The organism is Klebsiella sp. M5al (genome assembly GCF_002090195.1).
In the GTDB taxonomy this organism is placed as follows: domain Bacteria; phylum Pseudomonadota; class Gammaproteobacteria; order Enterobacterales; family Enterobacteriaceae; genus Klebsiella; species Klebsiella grimontii.
In genome coordinates this window covers 3,168,493-3,185,550 of sequence record NZ_CP020657.1, presented here as the reverse complement: position 1 = coordinate 3,185,550, position 17,058 = coordinate 3,168,493, and the positions used below count along the sequence as shown (strand labels likewise).

At 56.1% G+C, this 17,058-nt stretch carries 16 protein-coding genes; 14 read left to right on the top strand and 2 right to left on the bottom strand.

The window, feature by feature from the left end; translation table 11 throughout:
* Positions 1-20: 20 nt before the first annotated feature.
* The 4 genes from BWI76_RS15190 (at position 21) to BWI76_RS15175 (ending at position 4,363) form a co-directional block, all read left to right on the top strand.
* Complete coding sequence (locus BWI76_RS15190; RefSeq protein WP_024358070.1) at positions 21-1,433, top strand: GGDEF domain-containing protein; 1,413 nt, start codon at positions 21-23, stop codon at positions 1,431-1,433.
* 90 nt (positions 1,434-1,523) lie between these two features.
* The gene (locus BWI76_RS15185) at positions 1,524-2,054 is read left to right on the top strand and encodes a GNAT family N-acetyltransferase (RefSeq protein ID WP_004135516.1); all 531 of its coding nucleotides are present in this window, start codon (positions 1,524-1,526) and stop codon (positions 2,052-2,054) included.
* Positions 2,055-2,165: 111 nt separating this feature from the next.
* Positions 2,166-3,617 (top strand): tagaturonate reductase, encoded by a 1,452-nt coding sequence (locus BWI76_RS15180; protein ID WP_004135518.1) that lies wholly within the window; start codon positions 2,166-2,168, stop codon positions 3,615-3,617.
* Positions 3,618-3,922: 305 nt separating this feature from the next.
* On the top strand, positions 3,923-4,363 hold the full coding sequence (locus tag BWI76_RS15175) for a GNAT family N-acetyltransferase (RefSeq protein ID WP_024358072.1): 441 nt from the start codon (positions 3,923-3,925) through the stop codon (positions 4,361-4,363).
* Between the two features lie 244 nt (positions 4,364-4,607).
* Here BWI76_RS15175 and tam read toward each other — a convergent pair whose 3' ends face one another.
* Complete coding sequence (gene tam, locus BWI76_RS15170) at positions 4,608-5,360, bottom strand: trans-aconitate 2-methyltransferase (protein ID WP_004135522.1); 753 nt, start codon at positions 5,358-5,360, stop codon at positions 4,608-4,610.
* Between the two features lie 184 nt (positions 5,361-5,544).
* On the opposite strand from tam, the gene BWI76_RS15165 reads away from it, so the two are divergent.
* The 6 genes from BWI76_RS15165 to BWI76_RS15140 all read left to right on the top strand — a co-directional run bounded on the left by BWI76_RS15165 (position 5,545) and on the right by BWI76_RS15140 (position 13,286).
* Complete coding sequence (locus BWI76_RS15165; RefSeq protein ID WP_004135525.1) at positions 5,545-6,345, top strand: MBL fold metallo-hydrolase; 801 nt, start codon at positions 5,545-5,547, stop codon at positions 6,343-6,345.
* A 240-nt stretch (positions 6,346-6,585) separates the two neighbouring features.
* Positions 6,586-7,005 (top strand): hypothetical protein, encoded by a 420-nt coding sequence (locus BWI76_RS15160; RefSeq protein WP_004135527.1) that lies wholly within the window; start codon positions 6,586-6,588, stop codon positions 7,003-7,005.
* Positions 7,006-7,077: 72 nt separating this feature from the next.
* Positions 7,078-7,446 (top strand): copper-binding protein, encoded by a 369-nt coding sequence (locus BWI76_RS15155; protein WP_004135529.1) that lies wholly within the window; start codon positions 7,078-7,080, stop codon positions 7,444-7,446.
* A 13-nt stretch (positions 7,447-7,459) separates the two neighbouring features.
* Entirely contained in the window at positions 7,460-8,707 is a 1,248-nt protein-coding gene (locus tag BWI76_RS15150) for a TolC family protein (protein ID WP_004135531.1), read from the top strand.
* The gene (locus BWI76_RS15145) at positions 8,707-10,176 is read left to right on the top strand and encodes an efflux RND transporter periplasmic adaptor subunit (RefSeq protein WP_064371779.1); all 1,470 of its coding nucleotides are present in this window, start codon (positions 8,707-8,709) and stop codon (positions 10,174-10,176) included. The genes BWI76_RS15150 and BWI76_RS15145 overlap by 1 nt, the downstream gene beginning before the upstream one ends.
* Positions 10,173-13,286, top strand: coding sequence for an efflux RND transporter permease subunit (locus tag BWI76_RS15140; protein WP_064342736.1), 3,114 nt, complete (start codon positions 10,173-10,175; stop codon positions 13,284-13,286). Before BWI76_RS15145 ends, BWI76_RS15140 begins: the two co-directional genes overlap by 4 nt.
* Positions 13,287-13,321: 35 nt before the next feature.
* On the opposite strand, the gene BWI76_RS15135 is transcribed toward BWI76_RS15140, so the two are convergent.
* Complete coding sequence (locus BWI76_RS15135) at positions 13,322-13,612, bottom strand: hypothetical protein (protein ID WP_004119983.1); 291 nt, start codon at positions 13,610-13,612, stop codon at positions 13,322-13,324.
* A 300-nt stretch (positions 13,613-13,912) separates the two neighbouring features.
* On the opposite strand from BWI76_RS15135, the gene BWI76_RS15130 reads away from it, so the two are divergent.
* From BWI76_RS15130 to BWI76_RS15115, 4 genes are all read left to right on the top strand, one after another.
* Positions 13,913-14,359 (top strand): VOC family protein, encoded by a 447-nt coding sequence (locus BWI76_RS15130; protein ID WP_004135534.1) that lies wholly within the window; start codon positions 13,913-13,915, stop codon positions 14,357-14,359.
* Positions 14,356-14,934: a GNAT family N-acetyltransferase gene (locus BWI76_RS15125; RefSeq protein ID WP_064371778.1), complete on the top strand. Its 579-nt coding sequence runs from the start codon at positions 14,356-14,358 to the stop codon at positions 14,932-14,934. The genes BWI76_RS15130 and BWI76_RS15125 overlap by 4 nt, the downstream gene beginning before the upstream one ends.
* The gene (locus BWI76_RS15120; protein ID WP_004135538.1) at positions 14,928-15,146 is read left to right on the top strand and encodes a hypothetical protein; all 219 of its coding nucleotides are present in this window, start codon (positions 14,928-14,930) and stop codon (positions 15,144-15,146) included. The genes BWI76_RS15125 and BWI76_RS15120 overlap by 7 nt, the downstream gene beginning before the upstream one ends.
* A gap of 668 nt (positions 15,147-15,814) precedes the next feature.
* Positions 15,815-17,056, top strand: coding sequence for a multidrug effflux MFS transporter (locus BWI76_RS15115; protein ID WP_004135540.1), 1,242 nt, complete (start codon positions 15,815-15,817; stop codon positions 17,054-17,056).
* Positions 17,057-17,058 lie beyond the last annotated feature (2 nt).

The following is a 17,058-nucleotide window of genomic DNA, read 5'->3' as shown; positions in this document are numbered from 1 at the left end:
ATTTAGACGGATAATCATGAATGTCTCCACTGTCGATTCGGTCATTCACGCTGTTTCGTGAGGAACAGCCCGTGCGTGATGCGCTGGTGTTGTTCACTTTAACGCTACTGCTGCATTTCTTCGGCGCGATGCTGCGTCTGGTACAAGAATTGTCGTTCTTCTGGCCGCTTAACGCGGTGATGGCGGGGATTTTCGCGCGTTATATCTGGCTAAATCGCAGCTATTTTTACGCCATCTGTTTTGCCGCCATGCTGGTATATGACGGTTTAACTTCGCGTTGGGGGATGGGGCTCGCCTCCTTTCTGATCAATTTCTCCAATATCGTATTTATCGTTACCCTGGCGCAGCTCATTTTGTGGGATAAGCGGCGGGCGGATTCGATGCCGGGACCGATCAACGCGCTAAGCCTGTTTTGCTATTGCCTGCTGGCGGCGCTGCTGTGCGCGGCCGTTGGGGCGCTGGGTTCGGTAGATGTGGAACGCGCCACGTTTATTCCCCAACTGGCGGACTGGTTTAGCGAACAGTTTTCCACTGCCGTACTGATCCTGCCGTTCATTTTAACCCTCACGCTCCCTTCGGCGTTCGGGCGTTTTCGCCTGCGTCAGCTGTTACCGGCGATTGCGCTGGTGCTGTCAATTGTGCTCGGCGTGGCGGTGGGCGGGGCCGGGAGCATCACCTTCCCGCTACCGGCGCTGATCTGGTGCGCGATTCGCTACCCGCTGCCGCTGACCTGCCTGCTGACCTTTATTACCGGGATTAGCGAAATTCTGCTGGTGGCGAACTCGCTGATTCACCTCACGCCCGACACCCGAATGCAGCCGTGGCAGCTGTTTTCGACGCGTCTGGGTATCGCGGCGATGCTGATCAGCCCGATTATCGTCGCTTCCAGCGTCGAGGCGATAAATAATCTTGTCAAACAGCTGGCCCTGCGCGCTGACTTTGACTTTCAGACCCGGGTCTATTCTCGCTCGGGGTTAAGCGAAGCGCTGAAACGTCAGCCGCTGTCGGAAGATAAGCGGTTAACGGTCATGGTGCTGGATATCGACGGCTTCAAGCAGGTCAACGATCGCTGGGGCCATGAGTGCGGCGACTGCGTGCTGGCCCAGTTTGCGCAGCAGGTAAGGCTACTGGTGGGCGAAGAGGGCATGGTGGCGCGCATTGGCGGGGAAGAGTTTGCCGTCGCGGCGCTGACCTCATCAGAACGGGACGGACAGGTGCTGGCGGAAAAAATTCGTCAGGGAATCGAATCGCAGACCTTCACCTGGGGGCAATACAAAATCCAGCTGACCGTCAGCATGGGGCTGGAGAGCCAACCGCTCGCTACCGCCAGGGTTACGGATCTGTTCAACCAGCTGCTGATGGAAGCCGATGATTCGATGATTCGGGCGAAACGTGCCGGGCGCAACCGGATTTTTACGCACGAAATGGCCTGAATAACCCCATAAGAAAACGCGATGATAATTTTGCTTGTGTTAAATATAAGTTAAAAACATAGTGATGTGGTCAATTTCAAGGAGTTACCTATGACCACATCTTTCACTCTGCGCACGCTGTCGCGTGACGATATTCTCGAACACCTTTCTGAATTAACCGATATCCTCGTCAGCTGCGTCAACGGCGGGGCCTCGGTGAGCTTTATGCTACCTTTCGCCCCGGAAACCGCGACGGCGTTCTGGCTGCGAATGGCGCAAAGCGTTGCCGCCGGGGAACGCGTTGTCCTCGCCGCGGCGGATGCAGAGCAGCGGCTCGTTGGTACGGTACAGCTGATTACCGACCAGCCGGAAAACCAACCGCACCGCGCCGATGTTGCCAAGCTCCTGGTTCACCAAAATGCGCGTCGTCAGGGGCTGGCGAATGCGCTGATGACCCGGCTGGAAGCGATCGCGCGCGAGCAGGGCAAAAGCGTTCTGGTGCTGGATACCGCAACCGGCAGTGGGGCAGAAAACTTTTACGTGCAGTGCGGCTGGGAAAAAGCCGGGGAAATCCCCCGCTATGCGCTGATGCCGGACGGCGAGCTGACGGCAACGTCGCTGTTCTATAAATTTCTGTCTTAAATTTGATATTGCATACAGCTTTGATCAAAACGGGGTTTCACTTAGCTAAAAACCTGATAACTTATTGGACCAATTACTCAGGTTGTATGACTACTCTATGAGGGAACCCTTGTGAAAACACTAAACCGTCGCGATTTCCCGGGCGCGCAGTACCCTGAACGTATCATTCAGTTTGGCGAAGGCAACTTCCTGCGCGCGTTTATCGACTGGCAGATCGATCTACTAAACGAGCATACCGACCTGAATGCCGGGGTGGTGATTGTGCGTCCGATTGAGAGTACGTTCCCGCCGTCGCTCAGCGTCCAGGACGGTCTCTACACCACGATAATTCGCGGCCTGAATGAGAAGGGTGAAGCGGTCAGCGATGCGCGCCTGATTCGCTCGGTCAACCGCGAAATTAGCGCCTATGCGGATTACGATGAACTGCTGCGGCTGGCGCATAACCCGGATATGCGCTTTGTGTTTTCCAATACCACCGAAGCGGGAATTAGCTACCATGCGGGCGACCGTTTTGACGATGCGCCCGCGGTAAGCTATCCGGCTAAACTGACCCGTCTGCTGTTTGAACGCTACAGCCATTTCTCCGGCGCGGCGGATAAAGGCTGGGTCATCGTTCCCTGCGAGCTGATTGACTATAACGGCGAAGCGCTGCGTGAACTGGTGCTACGCTATGCTCAGGAGTGGGCGCTGCCGGAAGCCTTTGTGACATGGCTGGATGAAGCCAACGCTTTTTGTTCTACGCTGGTAGACCGCATTGTGACCGGCTATCCGCGTGATGAAGCCGCGCAGATTGAAGAGCAGCTGGGATATAAAGACGCTTTCCTCGATACCGCCGAACACTTCTACCTGTTTGTCATTCAGGGGCCGAAATCTCTGGCCGCCGAGCTGCGACTCGATAAACTGCCGCTTAACGTCCTGATCGTGGACGATATTAAGCCGTACAAAGAGCGTAAAGTGGCCATTCTTAACGGCGCGCACACCGCGCTGGTGCCGGTCGCCTTCCAGGCAGGGCTGGATACCGTGGGCGATGCGATGAACGATGCGGAAATTTGCGCTTTCGTCGAGAAGGCGATTTACCAGGAGATCATTCCGGTTCTCGATCTGCCGCGCGATGAGCTGGAGTCTTTTGCCAGCGCGGTAACCGGTCGCTTCCGTAACCCCTATATCAAGCATCAGCTGCTGTCTATCGCGCTTAACGGGATGACTAAATACCGTACCCGTATTCTGCCGCAGCTGCTGGCGGGACAGAAGAAAGCGGGGAAACTCCCGGCGCGTCTGACCTTTGCGCTGGCGGCGCTGATCGCATTTTATCGCGGCGAGCGTCACGGCGAGAGCTATCCGGTACAGGACGACTCCGAATGGATAGAGAGCTATCAGGCGCTGTGGGCCCAGCATCGGGATCGTCAAATCAGCACCCGCGAGCTGGTAAACGCGGTGCTTTGCGTTGAGTCCCACTGGGAGCAGGACCTGACGAAAGTTTCCGGCCTGGCCGAGCAGGTGGCGCAGGATCTGGATGCTATTTTGCGCGACGGTATGCGCGCCGCCGTTAAGCCGCTGTGCTGATATCCTGAAACGACCGGATTGCGGCCGGGTAAGGCGCCAGCCGCTACCCGGCAAGAATCCCGGCACCGTGCCGAACGCGATTGGTTATCGAACGCAACCCGGCCGCTGCCGGGTTATTTTTTTCCCTTCATTAGTTACAACATCCTTTTTGCTTTTTTGACTGGCGCAGGTCTGTAAGAACGCGCCAATTTCGTCCAGCAGCGATCATCAGGGCAAATAAGAGAAAAAGATGAATTGTGTCCCTGACGCTTGATCAAATTATCCGGCAGGAAAATAATGCCTTATCCAAACGAGAGGTTAGACCAATGGTCATCGAAATTCGTGAAGTGGGCCAGCAGGATAAAGCGCAGTGGCTACGGCTATGGGAAGGCTATACCCGTTTCTACGGTAGCCCGCAGCCGCCGGACGTCACGGAATACACCTGGCAGCGCATGCTGGATCCCGCTTCTCCCATGTTGGGGCGCGTGGCCCTGGCGGATGGCAACGTCGCTGGATTTGCGATTTGTGTCCTTCACGAAGGCACCTGGGTAAAGATGCCTGTTTGCTATCTGGAAGATCTGTTCGTTGCCCCGCCGATGCGCGGAAAAGGCATCGCCAGGGCATTGATGCAGGCGCTGCAAGCGGAAGGGAAAGAGAAAGGGTGGTCGCGTCTGTACTGGCACACTCGTACTGATAATCCGGCCCGGCGTCTGTATGATGAATTTACGCCAGCCGATGACTATGTTCGTTACCGCGTGACGCTCTGAAAATCTGAGATTAAGAAGTTATTAAGATTTCCCCTGTAAAACAGGGGAAACGACTCAGGAGTAACAAAATGGAAAAACGCATAGAGACGGTTGTGAACCTCATCATGTTTCTTTCGCTGCTGGCCACCGCGTGGGATCTCTCCCTGGTCCATCACCTGTCCTGGTAAACCTGAACGTACGGCGCCAGAGCCTGGCGCCGCAACGTTAGTTCCTACTTTAACATCAATACGTTATGCCAACCACGCTAGCGGCGCGCGACGATAAACAGGCGCGGAAATAGCAGTAGCACCTTTCCGTTACACTGTAACGGATAGTGCTGTTTCAGACGTGCCAGATAGCGTTCGAGAAAAGCCTGGCGCTGCGGTTCATCAAGAGGCTGTAAAAACGGGCGTAGGCCCGTTGACTGCAGCCATTCAATAATGGCCTGGTGCGATGCCAGCGGGTGAAAGTAGGTGGTGCGCCAGATATCCACCTCGCAGCCGCAGGCGGTCAGCATATCGTAATACTCCGGCACATCCGGCAGCGGCGGCCGCCCGCTGGCTGGATATCCCAGCTCTTCCGCGACCTCACGCATCAGCGCGTGCGAGGGTTCCTGCCAGTTAACCGGCATTTGCACCGCCAGTACGCCGTTTTCCGCAAGATTGCTGACCAGATGGGGAAAAAGCCGCTGATGATCCGTTAGCCATTGCAGCGAAGCATTGGCGTAAATAACGTCCGCCGGGCGCTCGGGGCGAAACCCGGCGATATCTCCTTCGACAAAGCGGCAGTCCGGGAGCCGCTGAGCGGCTTCTTCCAGCATGGCCGGTGAATTATCGACGCCAATAATTGTTGCTTCTGGCCAGGCATGCCGTAGCAGAGCGGTACTGTTGCCTGGCCCGCAGCCCAAATCAACGGCCAGCGCTACGGGATGGTGGGCGATGCGGGCGAGAAGCTCGGCGGCGGGCCGCGTGCGCTCCGCGCCGAATTGCAAATACAATGAAGGATTCCAGTCAGCCATAGCACGCTCCGGTTAAGAGAAACTCGTTCATCAGCATAGACGGCAATGCTTAACTGGCAAATAAACAACAGCTATATGCTAATGAAATGTGACGGTGTCACTTAACTTATGCCGGGTTCGTCACGGTAGACCCGGCGGAGGTTGGCTAGAGTAGGCGTCGCAAAAAAGGGGGGATGGTCATTAAATGGCGTTAATCATTAAGGTGTTACTTGAAAACCGGCTCGGCGAGGGGCAGGACAGCCTGTTGCAGGCGAAACCCGGATTAAGCCTGCTTGTGGAAGATGAAACCAGCCGGGTGCTGTTTGATACCGGGCCAGACGGCAGTTTTCTTCATAATGCGCAGCGGATGGGCGTCTCTTTATCTGACTTGACCGCCACGGTGCTCTCCCACGGTCATTACGACCACTGCGGCGGCGTGCCGTGGCTGCCGGATAACAGCCGTATCATTTGCCATCCGCTGATCGCGCAACAGCGCTACTCGGCGTTATCCCTTGCTGGACGTCACTGGAAAGTCAAAAAACTGTCGCGAGAAATTGACTACTCCCGCCACCGCATGGAGTACAGCCGCGAACCGCTGGCGATCGGCGAACGACTGTTGTGGTCCGGCGAGATTGCGGTCGCGCGTCCGCGAGCCTATGGCGTCCTCGCGGGTCAATCGCCGGGGGAAGATTACCTTGCCGACGAAGGCGTGCTGATCTACCGCTCGACGCGGGGGTTAGTCATTATTTGCGGCTGCGGGCATCGCGGATTGATCGATACGATTCGCCACTGTCAGAAGATCACCGGCGTCCAGCAGATACGCGCCATCATCGGCGGCCTTCACCTGCGCAGCGCGCCGCCGTGGGTGATACGTCGGCTAAAGCAGTTCTTGCGCCAGCAGAAGGTCGAGGAGGTGATGGCCTGCCACTGCACCGGTTCATGGGGGCGCTGGTGGCTTGCCGCGGATAGCGCCCCGGCCACCGGCGATACGTTGGTGCTGGAATAACAATCGCATTCACTTTTGCTAATTACATATAAATAACATTTTTGCTATTTATTAAATACATTAACCGTCGGCTATACACCTTCCCCCAGGGGGAAGGTCAAATACTGATATCCCTTTTTGGTGTAAATATTTATAGAGAAACTTCATTCTATTTAACGTGGGTTTTTCTCTTTGAAATATCATTTAATTCTGCCGATGAGTGTGATTTAATTCAGCGGTCTTCTTATTGCGAATATCTCTATGATTGCGTCACTGCAGGCATTATTAAAACAAGCAACCCGGCGTCGGCTTCGTATCCGCGCGGGGCTTGTTATTGCCTGTTGGCTACTGCTCAACCTTCAGCTGACCGTCGCGGCGCACCACGGCGGCCAACAGCAGCCGGTGGCGCCGCAGGCGCAGATTCACCATATTGTCGATGGCGTGATGAGCATGCCCGGCATGGAAAGCGTCGGTCAGAAAGCCATCTGCGAGAAGCACTGCGACCCCGATACCGCGCAGCCAAACTCATTAACCTCTTTACAGCTGAACGCGCTTCCCTCCGAAACCGCGCTATTAGTGGTTTCCCCGCAGCAGGAGACCTGCGCTGAACGTATGGACTGGCGGACGCCGCCGGTCACCGGTCCGCCGGCTGAAATACGCTTCTGCCGTTTCAGGGAATAAAACGCCGTTAAAAACATCCATCAGATCTGCCCGGTCTGCGGGCGACTTTATGTTTTTTTCGGAGACTTTATTATGCGTTCGACCTCTATTTTTCTGCTTATTACCAGCGTTCTGACCTTTTCCCTCACTTCATTTTCCGCCAGCGCGGAAGACGGCGCGATGCATCACCATAATATGTCCGCGATGGCGGAGATGCCGGGGATGAATAAGCCGGATGATTCCGCCCCCCTTTATTCAACGAACGGGGTCATTAAAGCCTGGCGCGACAATGCCGTGGTGATTGCCCACGCTCCGGTTGCCGAGCTGAACTGGCCAGCGATGACCATGAGCTTTGCGCTCGGCGATAACCACGATAAAAAGCTGGCGGTGGGACAAAAGGTTGATTTCACCTTCCGTCAGACGGACTCCGGCTACGCGCTCGTTTCGATGACCGCGCACTAATTCCGGAGTCATTATGTCCATCTTAAATAAGGCGGCCCGCGGGCTGCCGCTTTTACTGTCGCTGATTTCCGCCAACGGCTGGGCGACGACGCTGGCTGAGGCCCTGTCGGCGGCGGAAAGCTACTCCGCCGAGCTCTCCGCCAACGATCATCAGGTGAATGCGTTAAAAAACAGGGCGGATTCCGCCATGCAGCTTCCCGATCCGAAGCTGAAGTTCGGCATTGAAAACGTTCCGCTGGGCGGCAACAACGCCAGCCGACTGACCCGCGAGGGGATGACCATGCAAAGGGTCGGCGTGATGCAGGACTACGTCAGCAGCACCAAGCGCGAACGAAAGGCCGACTCGATAACCGCCGAAGCGCGCCAGGCCGCCGCCAATGCCGATGTGATCCGCGCCCGGCTGCAGCGGGAAACCGCGCAGGCGTGGCTGGCGCTGGCGGTGGCGCAGAAATCACTGCGTTCAGTACAGGCGTTGATCAGCGAAACCTCCCGGCAAATCAACGTACAAAAGGCCGGCGTAAGCAGCGCCAGCGCCAGTCCCGGCAGCGTGCTCGACGTTCAGCTGGCGCTGAATGCCATGAAAAATGAGCAAGATAACGCCCGCCGCGATGTGCAGATTGCCCGGGCGCGCCTGTTGCAGCTTACCGGCAAAGAGGTCCGCGATATCTCCGGCCCGCTGCCGCGCATTGAACGCCTACCGGCCGATGAAGCCGCGTTAATGGCGGGGATTAAGCTACATCCTGAGGTGATTCAGGCCGCGCGCGAGGCCGATTTGGCGAAAGCGAAATCAGGTCAGTCGGAAGTCGCGGCGATCCCTGACGTTGGCGTCGAGGTCTATTACGCCCGGCGCGGGGACGATTACGACGATATGGTGGGCGTCATGTTTACCGTCGATATGCCTATTTTTCAGGGCAAACGCCAGGACAAAGAGCACGCCGCCGACGTCTCCCGTACCTATGAAGCCAACGATCGGCTGACGTTATTGATGCGCGAGCATCAGGCCCAGCAGTATCAGCTGATCTCGCAATATAACGCCGCGAAAGCCATTTACGATCGTCAGCAAAGCGAGGTGCTGCCGCTGCTGCGCAAGAAGGTGAGCCTCGTCAATGCCCAGTATCGGGGCGGCAGCTCGGCGCTGGCGGAACTGCTCGCCGCCCGTCGCGATCTGCTGAGCGGAGAAATTGCCAGCAACGACGCGGAGAAAGCGCTCGCTGATGCGTGGGCCGCCATTCGTTACCTTATTCCTCAGGATGTTAAATAATGAAGCCAAAATCTGTTATTACCCTTGTGGCGCTGGCCATCGCCCTGGCCGCCGCGGGCGGATACTGGCTCGGTTCGCGAAACGCGCCGACGCTTTCCGCGGACGGGGCTCAGACCGAAACGGGCCGCAAAGTGTTGTACTGGTACGATCCGATGACCCCCGGCACCCGCTTCGATAAACCGGGAAAGTCACCGTTTATGGATATGGATCTGGTGCCGCGCTACGCCGACGAAGGGGCGGGAGAGGAGGCCGGGAGCGTGCAGATTAGCGCCCGCCAGCAGCAAAACCTCGGCGTACGCACGGCTGATGTTGCCCGGCGGACGCTGGCGCAGAAGCTCAGCGCTTTCGGTACCGTCGCGATTGACGAGCGCAGCGTTGAAACGGTTCCGGCGCTGGCCAGCGGCCTGATCGAGAAACTTTACGTCAACGCCTCCCAGCAGTTTGTGAAAAAGAACGAGGCGCTGGCCGAGCTGTGGATCCCGCAGTGGGCGGCGGCGCAGCAGGAGTATCTGGCGGTGAGGCTGCTGGGCGATAGCGGTTTAACCGTCGCCGCGCGCGGCCGTTTGCAGCTGCAGTTTATGCCGGAAGCGATTATCCGCAGCGTTGAGCGCAGCGGTAAACCGCAAACCCGCATAACGGTACGCGCGCCGCACGATGGCTACGTCAGCAAGCTTGACGTGCGCACCGGCGCGCAGGTCACGGCAACCCAGCCGCTGTTCGAGCTGGCCAGCCTCGACCCGGTCTGGATCGTGATTGATTATCCGCAAAGCCAGGCCAGCCTGCTGCGCGTAGGTAGTCAGGTAACGGCCGCCACCAGCAGCTGGCCCGGCACAACGTTTCAGGGAACCGTCAGCGAGCTGCTTCCCGACCTCGAAGCGACCACCCGTACTCTGAAAGCCCGCGTAGTGCTCAATAATCCGCAGCATCAGCTCAAACCGGGCATGTATTTGAACGTTGAGCTGGCTGAGGCGCAGCAGGGGCGCGAGGTGCTGACGATCCCGGAAGAGGCATTAATTGCAACAGGCACCAGCAACCGGGTGCTGATCGCCGACGGCGAGGGGTATTTCCGTCCGGTCGAGGTGACCGCGGGACGAACGCAGGATGGTCTGGTTGAGGTAACTTCCGGCCTTGAAGAGGGGCAAAAGGTGGTCACCTCTGGACAGTTCCTGATTGACTCCGAAGCCAGCCTGCGCAGCGCGCTGCCGCAAATGGCCGGGCAGAATGAAGAGATACAAAGCTACTCGGCGCAGGGCGTCATCAAGGCGGTGAGCGATGAGGCGGTAACGATCGCGCACCAGCCGGTCCCGGCGCTGAAGTGGCCGGCGATGATCATGGACTTTGCCATTACGCCGCCGCTGCGGGAGCAGGTGCGTCCCGGCGAGTCGGTGATGTTTCATTTCGTGCTGACCGATGAAGGGGCGCGGGTGACCTCAGTGATGCCGATGAGCGGCGCTAAGGAGCAGCCATGATTGCCGCCGTTATCCGCTGGTCGTTGCGCAACCGCCTGCTGGTACTGCTGGCGACGCTGATTATGGCCGCCTGGGGCGTCTGGTCGATACAGCAGGCGCCGCTGGACGCGCTGCCGGATCTTTCCGATACCCAGGTGATCATTCGCGTCAGCTATCCGGGCAAAGCGCCGCAAATTGTCGAAGATCAGGTGACCTATCCGCTGACCACTACCATGCTGTCGGTGCCGGGGGCGAAAACCGTGCGCGGTTTTTCCATGTTCGGCGATGCTTACGTTTACGTACTGTTTGAGGACGGTACCGACCCGTACTGGGCGCGCTCCCGCGTGCTGGAGTACCTGAGCCAAATCCAGAGCAGCCTGCCGCCGGAAACCAAAGCGTCGCTGGGGCCGGATGCCACCGGCGTCGGCTGGGTATTTGAATATGTGCTCACCGACAAAAGCGGCCAGCATAGCCTCGGCGACCTGCGGGCGATTCAGGACTGGATCCTTAAATATGAACTGAAAACCGTACCGGATGTTTCGGAGGTGGCCAGCGTCGGCGGGATGGTGAAAGAGTATCAGGTGGTTCTTAACCCAGACCGGCTGCGGGCGCTGAACGTCACTCACCAGCAGGTGATTAGCGCGATCCAGAGCGCCAACCAGGAAGGCGGCGGCTCGGTACTGGAACTGGGTGAAGCGGAATATATGGTACGCACCACCGGCTACCTGAAATCCATCGACGATTTTAACCAGGTCGTTATCGCCGCGCGCGGCGGCGTGCCGGTGCTGCTCTCCGACGTCGCCAGCGTGCGCCGGGGTCCGGCGATTCGGCGCGGCGTCGCCGAGCTCAACGGCGAAGGCGAGGTGGCGGGCGGCATTATCATCATGCGTTCGGGCAAAAACGCGCTGACCACCATTGACGCGGTGAAGGCCAAACTGGCGGAAGTGCAAAAAAGCCTGCCCGCAGGGGTAGAGATTGTCCCGGTGTACGACCGCTCGCAGCTGATTAAAAACTCGGTCGAAACCCTGACCCATAAGCTTATCGAAGAGTTTATCGTCGTGGCGGTGGTCTGCTCGCTGTTTCTGTTCCACTTCCGCAGCGCGCTGGTGGCGATGATCACGCTGCCGCTGGGGATCCTCGGCGCGTTTATCGTGATGCACTATCAGGGCGTCAGCGCCAATATGATGTCGCTCGGGGGGATTGCGATCGCTATCGGGGCCATGGTCGATGCGGCAATCGTGATGATTGAAAATATGCATAAGGTGCTGGAGCAGTGGCGGCACGAGCATCCCGAACGCCAGCCGTCTTCCGCCGACTACTGGCAGATTGCCCAGCACGCGGCGTCGGAAGTGGGGCCTGCGCTGTTTTGCAGCCTGCTGATTATCACCCTGTCGTTTATTCCGGTGTTCACCCTCGAGGCGCAGGAGGGCAAGATGTTCTCGCCGCTGGCCTTCACCAAAACCTGGTCGATGGCGGTGGCCGCCGGGTTGGGGATAACTCTGGTGCCGGTGCTGATGGGCTACTTTATTCGCGGCAAAATCCCTGATGAAACCGCCAATCCGCTCAACCGCTGGCTGATCCGCGCCTATGAACCGCTGCTGGATAAAGTTCTGCAGTGGCCGAAGGCGACGCTGGCGGCGGCGGGGCTGCTGCTGGTCGCCACGCTGTGGCCGCTGGCGCAGCTCGGCAGCGAATTCCTGCCGCAGATTGACGAGGGCGACCTGCTGTACATGCCCTCCACGCTGCCGGGGATCTCCAGCCGCGAAGCCGGACGTCTGCTGCAGCAAACCGACCGCCTGATCAAGACCATCCCTGAAGTGCAAAGCGTATTCGGTAAGGCCGGACGGGCGGATAGCGCCACCGACCCGGCGCCGCTGACCATGCTGGAAACCACCATTCAGTTCAAGCCGAAAAGCGAATGGCGGCCCGGCATGACCATGGATAAGCTCATTAGCGAGCTGGACAATACGGTGAAGGTGCCGGGCATCGCCAACGTCTGGGTGCCGCCGATTCGTAACCGCCTGGATATGCTGGCGACCGGTATTAAAAGCCCGGTCGGCATCAAAGTGAACGGCAACAATCTGGCGGAGATCGAAAAAACCGCCGAGGAGATTGAGCGTATCGTACGTAACGTACCGGGGGTGACCTCGGCGCTGGCGGAGCGTCTCGACGGCGGTCGCTATATCGATATCACTATCGACCGGGTGAAAGCCGCCCGCTACGGCGTGTCGGTGAAGGAGCTGCAGTCGATCGTCGCCAGCGTGGTCGGCGGCGATAACATCGGTGAAACCATCGAGGGGCGAGAACGTTACCCGATCAGCGTCCGCTATCCGCGCGACGTGCGCGACTCGCTGCAAAAGCTGCGCGATCTGCCGGTGGTGACCAGCGGCGGGGCGCAGGTGGCGCTTTCCGAACTGGCGGATATCGCCATCACCGACGGCCCGCCGATGCTGAAAAGCGAAAACGCCCGCCTGTCGGACTGGATCTACGTCGATATTCGCGGGCGTGACCTGAAATCCGCCGTGGACCAGATGCAGCGTGAGGTCAGCGAACAGGTCAAGCTGCCGGAAGGCATCTCGCTGACCTGGTCCGGGCAGTATGAGTATCTGGAGCGCGCGACGGCAAAGCTAAAAATCGTGCTGCCGTTTACCCTGATGATTATCTTTATTCTGCTTTACGTCACCTTCGGTCAGGTCAAAGACGCGCTGCTGATTATGGGTACCTTACCGTTTTCGCTGGTAGGCGGCGTCTGGCTGCTTTGGCTGCTGGGCTATAATCTGTCGGTGGCGGCCGCCGTGGGCTTTATCGCGCTGGCCGGCGTGGCGGCGGAGTTCGGGGTGATTATGGTGCTCTATTTAAACCAGGCGATCGCCAAACGCCGCGGACGGCTTGATGACCAGACGCTCAACGAGGCGATTCATGAAGGGGCGGTGCTGCGCGTGCGCCCGAAAGTGATGACCGTGGCGACGATTATGGCCGGGCTGCTGCCGATTATGTGGGGAGGCGGCACCGGATCGGAGGTGATGCAGCGTATCGCCGCGCCGATGATCGGCGGGATGATCACCGCGCCGCTGCTGTCGATGCTGGTGATCCCGGCAGTCTATCACCTGACGCACCGTAACAAACGCTAAAGTACAACGCCCGGGCCAGGCGGCTCGGGCGTGAATCAGTCGGCGTTCTTAAGATCTTCCGCGCGTTTGGCGGTTGCGTAAACAAAGTCCAGCATCGGCTCAAGGTCGGTATCGTAGCCGGCCTGAATGATTTTACCGCGCAGCCATTCGATCTCGCTGGTGATATCCGGGTGGAATATATTGTTGTCCTGCGCTTTGCGCAGCCATTTGAGCAGGAAATTATTTTTCCCGCGAACTCCGCCCGATTTCTTTGATTTTGCGTGCATTTTCAGCGCCACCAGAATGCAGTAATAGAAATGAACGCGCTGATTAAAACTTTGGTGCATGTCTTTATTTCCCGCCAGAATCAGGTTGCGGACGGGCATGGACCTTAAGCATGCGGTCTCTGATATTCACCCGTACCACCTACGCGCCGCTTGCCGGGCGCCGAGGCGATGGTGGCACGGAAGCCGAATTACAGTCAAATATTGATTAGTTTTATAGCAAAATTTATTTGCGTCGATCGCCGCCTGACGGTCAGATTTATGCCCCGATGTGCAGCCGTAGTGAACACAGAAGGCTGGGCAAGTCGCGCGCGGCAGAGTATAAAATTTGTTAACGCATCACGGACAACGACGGGAGAGGGTATGGAATACGATTTAGACGGAATGGATGTACTTTTTGTCGCCGGCTTTGGGCCGATAACGCAGTCGGCCGCAGCCAGCCGTGACTTCTATGTCGCCGCGCTGGGGCTACCGCTCAAACCGATGCCCGGTAACGAAGCCTATCTGCTGACCGAACATGATGCCCTCGGCGGGGTAAAACATTTTGCCCTCTGGCCGCTGGCGCAGGCGGCGCGCTCCTGTTTTGACGCCGATAGCTGGCCAGACTATCTGCCAGTGCCTCAGGCGTGGATCGAGTTTGAAGTACGCGATATCGATTCGGCAACCGACGCGCTGAAGGCCAGAGGCTATCGGCTGCTGGTGGACAACCGCATTGAGCCGTGGGGGCAAACCGTCACGCGTCTGCTTAGCCCGGAAGGGCTGCTGGCGGGGATCACCGTGACGCCGTGGCTGCGCGAGGGCAAAGCATGATGGCGGCGGAATTGATGACTGAAAGACTCCTGCTGATCCCCTTAACCGCAGACGATGCGCCGCAAATTCAGGTTCTCTTTCCACAGTGGGAAATCGTGCGTTATCTTGCCGCCGGTTTTCCATGGCCGTTCCCGGAGGATGGCGCGTCGCGCTATGTCAATAATGTGGCTTTACCTGCCGCAGCTAACGGCACCGCCTGGTTTTGGACCATTCGCCTTAAAACGGCGCCGGAGAGGGTAATTGGCCTGATTACGCTCTCTGATGAAGTGGATAACAACCGCGGGTTTTGGCTGGATCCGCGCTGGCACCGCCAGGGATTGATGACCGAAGCCTGCCACCGGGTGACCGATTTTTGGTTTAACACGCTTAACCGGGAGGTGCTGCGCGCGCCGAAAGCCTGCGGCAATAGCGGGTCGAAAAAGATTTCGCACCGTAGCGGTATGCGGCTGATTCGTGTTGAGAAAAAGCAGTTCATCTGCGGTCTGCTGGAAGCCGAACTGTGGGAAATAACCAAAGCGGAATGGAATGCATTGGCTGCCCAAGCTCCCGCGTCACATAGGGTGACAGGATGCTGATTTATAACGTATTCGGGCGTCATATTGGCGTCCAGCGTCAGGGCGAACGCTGGCAGCTTTTCCGCGTCGATCTTAACGAGGGGAAATTTTCGCCGCTGGCCGGGGTTATCATCCCGGACGATCTTACGGAGGCGGAAATTCCCGGCTGGCTGGGGGATATTTTTCACGAAGCGGCAAGCCCGCGCCATCCTGACGTCCGTCTTGTGGTTTAGGACTTAGGTCGCTACAAAGTGCGTCTTTTTTATAAATACCTTCTTTAACGAGTTAGATTTGTGTCGAAATTATTCCGGCAAGATATCCGACTCGTTGTTTTAGGATAGTTGAGGAGAGTGATTCAGGAAATTCGATGGTAAATGTTGAAAACAAAGCATCATTATATTCTGCAATATCAAACTCAAGCTTACAGACACATTATTAATGCTTCTTGTATAACATCCCCCGTTTTGAAAGAGCGGATGAATATCCCTGGGAAACATTTTTGTCAAACATTAACATAATGCTGCACCCCTTTAAAAGCGCCTTTTTCTAGTACCCGGGCATAGACTCAATACGCTTCAAGTTGCATGTTCTGGCAACAGTGCAGCCCAAACCTTATGGGCATAAAGCAACACGCGCAACATGCGACGCCTGGTATGGCGAGTATTGGGTTTTCTGGCATAGATTATTGATATTACAACTTTATTTAGGATATCCATGGAAGTGAGTAATCAGTTTTGTAATGCCCTTAAAGAAATTAAAACACAATAAAATTTTATTCAATATTTTGTATGCTATTGATTTTTATTGATTTATTATATTGTTGTTATTTTAATTGATTTCGTTTTTGCAATTACTTTGGCTGGTGGTATAGTTATTACAGACCACAGAAGGTAAAGGGATTATGCTCATCATGCGACCAAAAGAAGTTCCAGCACCGACAGCCAGTACGATGTACAGAGATGAAAGTAGAGGTTTGCTTTCCCGTAAAGTCGTTATTGTTCTGGGTTTGCTTAGCGCCGTTGCTGCATTATCCACTGATATGTACTTGCCCTTATTTCCAGCTATCGCCAGTGATTTGCATACGACGCCTGACAAAGTTCAGCTTAGTATCACCGCTTTTATGGTGGGTTTAGGAATTGGGCAGTTGTTCATTGGCCCATTGTCCGATCATTACGGCAGACGTAAATTATTGCTAGGCGGGATGACTCTATTAACCATCGCTTCATTAGCTGGCGCTATATCTACGAACATTCAGCTGCTTATTGTTACGCGATTCTTTCAGGGATTGGGAGGCGCGGCTGGTATCGTTCTTTCCCGGGCAATTATTTCCGATCTGTGCCCGGGGACTAAAGCCGCTCGATATTTTAATCTGGTGTTAGCGATACAGGGGATTGCCCCTGTTATTGCACCATTACTTGGCGGCGTGGCTGCATGGTTTATCTGGCCGGTGGTTTTTGTTTTTATGGCTGCAATATCATTAGTCTCCACCTTGCTCAGCAGTCATTTTATTAGCGAAACCTTACCCCGCCATCAGCGATTACCTTTCAACCTCAACGAGTTTATCAGTCAGTTTATCGAGCTGCTTAGTCATAAGAAATATATTGGTTATACTTTAATTTTTGCAATCCAGTTCGGGGCGCTATTTGCTTATATATCAGCATCGCCGTTTATCTATCAATCGGCGTTTGATTTATCCTCAGGGGAATTCGCTGTAATATTCTCTATCAACGCCGCAGTGATGATGTTTGGTAGTATTGTCAGCGCTCGCTATGTTACGAAATTTGGCGAAGATAACCTCATAATAGTGGGGGTAATAAGCACGCTGGTGATATCTATATTACTTTGCATTGTTAATTATATTTCTCATTTCCAGTTTGAGATTGCGGCGGTACTACTGTTAATAATGATGTTTACTATGGCTTTGACATTTGGTAATGCCGCGAGTATGGCCATGGCGGCATCTTCACATTTAAAAGGAACGGGTTCTGCTATTTTAGGTGTTTTTCAGTTTGGTATCGCTGCGATAACCCCATTACTGCTTGGATTTGGCGACCCGTTGTCATTACTGCCGATGTCGCTGATTATAGCGGGATGCTGTTTAATAGCCATCATGGCATTATTATTGACAGGTAAAAAAGGATAGTG

Coding starts and splice junctions, on each gene's coding strand:
- BWI76_RS15190 (WP_024358070.1), top strand. CDS start 21: ATGTCTCCACTGTCGATTCGGTCATTCACGCTGTTTCGTGAGGAACAG.
- BWI76_RS15185 (WP_004135516.1), top strand. CDS start 1,524: ATGACCACATCTTTCACTCTGCGCACGCTGTCGCGTGACGATATTCTC.
- BWI76_RS15175 (WP_024358072.1), top strand. CDS start 3,923: ATGGTCATCGAAATTCGTGAAGTGGGCCAGCAGGATAAAGCGCAGTGG.
- tam (WP_004135522.1), bottom strand. CDS start 5,360: ATGGCTGACTGGAATCCTTCATTGTATTTGCAATTCGGCGCGGAGCGC.
- BWI76_RS15165 (WP_004135525.1), top strand. CDS start 5,545: ATGGCGTTAATCATTAAGGTGTTACTTGAAAACCGGCTCGGCGAGGGG.
- BWI76_RS15160 (WP_004135527.1), top strand. CDS start 6,586: ATGATTGCGTCACTGCAGGCATTATTAAAACAAGCAACCCGGCGTCGG.
- BWI76_RS15155 (WP_004135529.1), top strand. CDS start 7,078: ATGCGTTCGACCTCTATTTTTCTGCTTATTACCAGCGTTCTGACCTTT.
- BWI76_RS15150 (WP_004135531.1), top strand. CDS start 7,460: ATGTCCATCTTAAATAAGGCGGCCCGCGGGCTGCCGCTTTTACTGTCG.
- BWI76_RS15145 (WP_064371779.1), top strand. CDS start 8,707: ATGAAGCCAAAATCTGTTATTACCCTTGTGGCGCTGGCCATCGCCCTG.
- BWI76_RS15140 (WP_064342736.1), top strand. CDS start 10,173: ATGATTGCCGCCGTTATCCGCTGGTCGTTGCGCAACCGCCTGCTGGTA.
- BWI76_RS15135 (WP_004119983.1), bottom strand. CDS start 13,612: ATGCACCAAAGTTTTAATCAGCGCGTTCATTTCTATTACTGCATTCTG.
- BWI76_RS15130 (WP_004135534.1), top strand. CDS start 13,913: ATGGAATACGATTTAGACGGAATGGATGTACTTTTTGTCGCCGGCTTT.
- BWI76_RS15125 (WP_064371778.1), top strand. CDS start 14,356: ATGATGGCGGCGGAATTGATGACTGAAAGACTCCTGCTGATCCCCTTA.
- BWI76_RS15120 (WP_004135538.1), top strand. CDS start 14,928: ATGCTGATTTATAACGTATTCGGGCGTCATATTGGCGTCCAGCGTCAG.
- BWI76_RS15115 (WP_004135540.1), top strand. CDS start 15,815: ATGCTCATCATGCGACCAAAAGAAGTTCCAGCACCGACAGCCAGTACG.